This is a genomic window from Stenotrophomonas sp. 05L414_2 (assembly GCF_056397905.1).
Genome location: NZ_JBFTOJ010000266.1, coordinates 1 through 3,306, shown reverse-complemented (window position 1 = coordinate 3,306; position 3,306 = coordinate 1). Strand labels below are relative to the sequence as shown.

Annotated in this window: 3 protein-coding genes; 1 reads left to right on the top strand and 2 read right to left on the bottom strand. The window is 66.7% G+C overall.

The genetic code is table 11. The features are described 5' to 3' along the window. Positions 1–41: 41 nt before the first annotated feature. Complete coding sequence (gene fabB / locus AC1DJN_RS21330; protein WP_025878419.1) at positions 42–1,250, bottom strand: beta-ketoacyl-ACP synthase I; 1,209 nt, start codon at positions 1,248–1,250, stop codon at positions 42–44. Next, positions 1,250–1,765, bottom strand: coding sequence for a 3-hydroxyacyl-[acyl-carrier-protein] dehydratase FabA (fabA, locus tag AC1DJN_RS21325; RefSeq protein ID WP_025878420.1), 516 nt, complete (start codon positions 1,763–1,765; stop codon positions 1,250–1,252). Before fabA ends, fabB begins: the two co-directional genes overlap by 1 nt. A gap of 191 nt (positions 1,766–1,956) precedes the next feature. On the opposite strand from fabA, the gene dinB reads away from it, so the two are divergent. Beyond that, positions 1,957–3,051, top strand: a complete 1,095-nt coding sequence (gene dinB, locus AC1DJN_RS21320) for a DNA polymerase IV (RefSeq protein ID WP_282280040.1) — start codon at positions 1,957–1,959, stop codon at positions 3,049–3,051. The last annotated feature ends 255 nt before the right edge of the window (positions 3,052–3,306 follow it).

The window sequence follows — 3,306 nt, the reverse complement described above, 5'->3', positions numbered from 1 at the left end:
CCGCTCTGGTAGGTGCCAACCTTGGTTGGCACGCTTTCAGATCACACCCTGCCGAACACCAGCGCCGCGTTGGTGCCACCGAAGCCGAAGCTGTTGGACATCACCGTGTCCAGCTTCTGCTCGCGGCTTTCGCGCAGGATCGGGAAGCCTTCCACCCTCGGGTCCAGCTCGCCGATGTTGGCCGAGCCGGCCACGAAGCCATCGCGCATCATCAGCAGGCAGTAGATCGCTTCATGCACGCTGGCGGCGCCCAGCGAATGGCCCGACAGCGCCTTGGTCGAGGACAGCGGCGGAATCGCATCGCCGAACACCTCGCGGATCGCACCCAGCTCGGTCACATCGCCCAGCGGGGTCGAGGTGCCGTGGGTGTTGAGGTAATCCAGCGGACGGTCCACGTTCTGCAGCGCCATCTTCATGCAGCGCACGGCGCCTTCGCCGGACGGCGCGACCATGTCGGCGCCATCGGAGGTCACGCCATAGCCGATCAGCTCGGCATGGATGTGCGCGCCACGTGCCACCGCGTGGTCGTAGTCCTCCAGCACCAGCATGCCGCCACCGCCGGCGATGACGAAGCCATCGCGGTCCTTGTCATACGGGCGCGAGGCGCTGGCGGGGGTGTCGTTGAAGCTGGTGGACAGTGCGCCCATCGCATCGAACATCACGCTCATCGACCAGTGCAGGTCTTCACCGCCGCCGGCGAACATGATGTCCTGCGCGCCGTGGCGGATGAGGTCGGCAGCTGCACCGATGCAGTGCGCCGAGGTCGCGCAGGCGGCCGACAGCGAGTAGCTGACACCCTTGATCTGGAATGCGGTGGCCAGGCAGGCCGACACGGTCGAGCACATCGTGCGCGGCACCATGTACGGACCCACCTTGCGCACGCCACGGCTGCGCAGCAGATCCACCGCACCCACCTGCCATTCGCTGGAGCCACCGCCGGAACCGGCGATCAGGCCGGTGCGCAGGCCGCTGACCTGTTCCGGGGTCAGGCCCGCATCGGTGATGGCATCGGCCATCGCCAGGTAGGCGAAGGCAGCGGCATCGCTCATGAAGCGCTTCTGCTTGCGGTCGATCAGCGCATCCAGATCGAGGTCGACGCGACCGCCGACCTGGCTGCGCAGGCCGGCTTCGGCGTGGTCGGCCAGCGCGGTGATGCCGGCGCGGCTTTCACGCAGGGCGGCCGAAACGGTATCCAGATCATTGCCGAGGCAGGACGTGATGCCCATGCCGGTGATGACGACGCGACGCATCAGAAGCTCCCGGTTTCGGTGAACAGGCCCACGCGCAGGTCGCGGGCGTTGTAGATCTCGCGGTCGTCCACGTACATGCGTGCGTCGGACTGGGCCATCACCAGCTTGCGGTTGATGACGCGGCTGATGTCGATCTCGTAGCGCACCAGCTTGGCATCAGGCAGCACCTGGCCGGTGAACTTCACTTCGCCGCAGCCCAGGGCGCGGCCCTTGCCGGGGGCACCCAGCCAGGTCAGGAAGAAGCCGGTCAGCTGCCACATGGCATCCAGGCCCAGGCAGCCGGGCATCACCGGGTCGCCGATGAAGTGGCAGCCGAAGAACCACAGGTCCGGGCGGATATCCAGTTCGGCGCGTACCATGCCCTTGCCATGCGGACCGCCGTCCTCGCGGATTTCGGTGATGCGGTCGAACATCAGCATCGGGTCGTTGGGCAACCGGCCGGCGGCAGCGCCGAACAGTTCACCGCGTGCGCTGGCCAGCAGCTGGTCGCGGTTGAACGCGTGGAGACGAGTCATGGAAAGCGCAATCCTGGAAGCGAAAACAAGGCAACGAGTTCCCGAGGATGCACGACGGATCAGGCGGATATCAAACCGCGTCTCCGTACGCGTGCGTAGTGTTTTCAGCTGAAACCACGCATCCCGTTGATGCACAACGACCATACTTCGGCGTCTGGACCGGTACGGTGCGGGTATCATGTGGGCCAACCATGAACGCACTGCGCAAGATCATCCACGTCGACATGGACGCCTTCTACGCGTCGGTGGAGCAGCGTGACGATCCGTCACTGCGCGGCAAGCCGGTGGTGGTGGCATGGCGCGGTGCGCGTTCAGTGGTGTGTGCCGCTTCGTACGAGGCGCGCGTGTTCGGCGTGCGTTCGGCGATGCCGGCACTGCGCGCCGAGCGCCTGTGCCCGGACGCGGTCTTCGTGCCGCCGGACTTCGCGCGTTACAAGGCGGTGTCGCGCCACGTGCGCGAGATCTTCCTGCGCCATACCGACCTGGTCGAGCCGCTGTCCTTGGACGAGGCCTACCTGGACGTAACCGAGCCGAAGAGTGGCATCGAACTGGCCACCGACATCGCCCGCACCATCCGCGCGCAGATCCGCGAGGAAACCAACCTGACCGCTTCGGCCGGGATCGCGCCGAACAAGTTCCTGGCCAAGATCGCCTCGGACTGGCGCAAGCCCGACGGCCAGTTCGTGATTCCGCCACAGCGGGTGGACGCATTCCTGCTGCCGCTGCCGGTGAACCGCGTGCCCGGCGTTGGCAAGGTGATGGAAGGCAAGCTGGCGGCGCGCGGCATCGTCACCTGCGGCGACCTGCGGCAATGGACGCTGCCGGACCTGGAAGACGCCTTCGGCAGCTTCGGCCGCAGCCTGTACAACCGCGCACGTGGTGTCGACGAGCGGCCGGTGGAGCCTGACCAGCAGGTGCAGTCGATCTCTTCGGAGGACACCTTCGCCGAGGACCTGCTGCTGGAAGACCTGAGCGAGGCGATCGTGCAGCTGGCCGGGAAGACCTGGCAGGCCACGCGCAAGACCGAACGCATCGGCCACACCGTGGTGCTGAAACTGAAGACCGCGCAGTTCCGCATCCTCACCCGTAGCTTCACCCCCGAACGCCCGCCGGAATCGATGGAAGAACTGCGCGACATCGCACTGGCCCTGCGCGCCCGCGTCGACCTGCCCGCCGACACCCGCTATCGGCTGGTCGGCGTCGGCCTCGGCGGTTTCCGCGAAAAGGAAGCCGTGGTGCAGGGCGAATTGTTCGAGCACGCAACGAGCGATTCCCAACGGACCTGATACATGTGCCGACCAACGGTCAGCACCTACCAACAGCCGCGTGCCGACCAACGGTCMSCACCCACCAACAGCAGCGGGAACCYGTCGAAGGCGGGGTGGGTCCGGTTGCGGGGGTGTCCGCGGCATGGATGCCGCGGCCAAGCCCCCAAGGGTGAGGGCGCTTTGCTTGCGAAGCACTGCTTCGCAAGCGCCCGAACGCACAGCCGCCAGCGGCTGGGCCGGTCTGGGGGTTTACGGCGTCCCCCGCAACCGGAC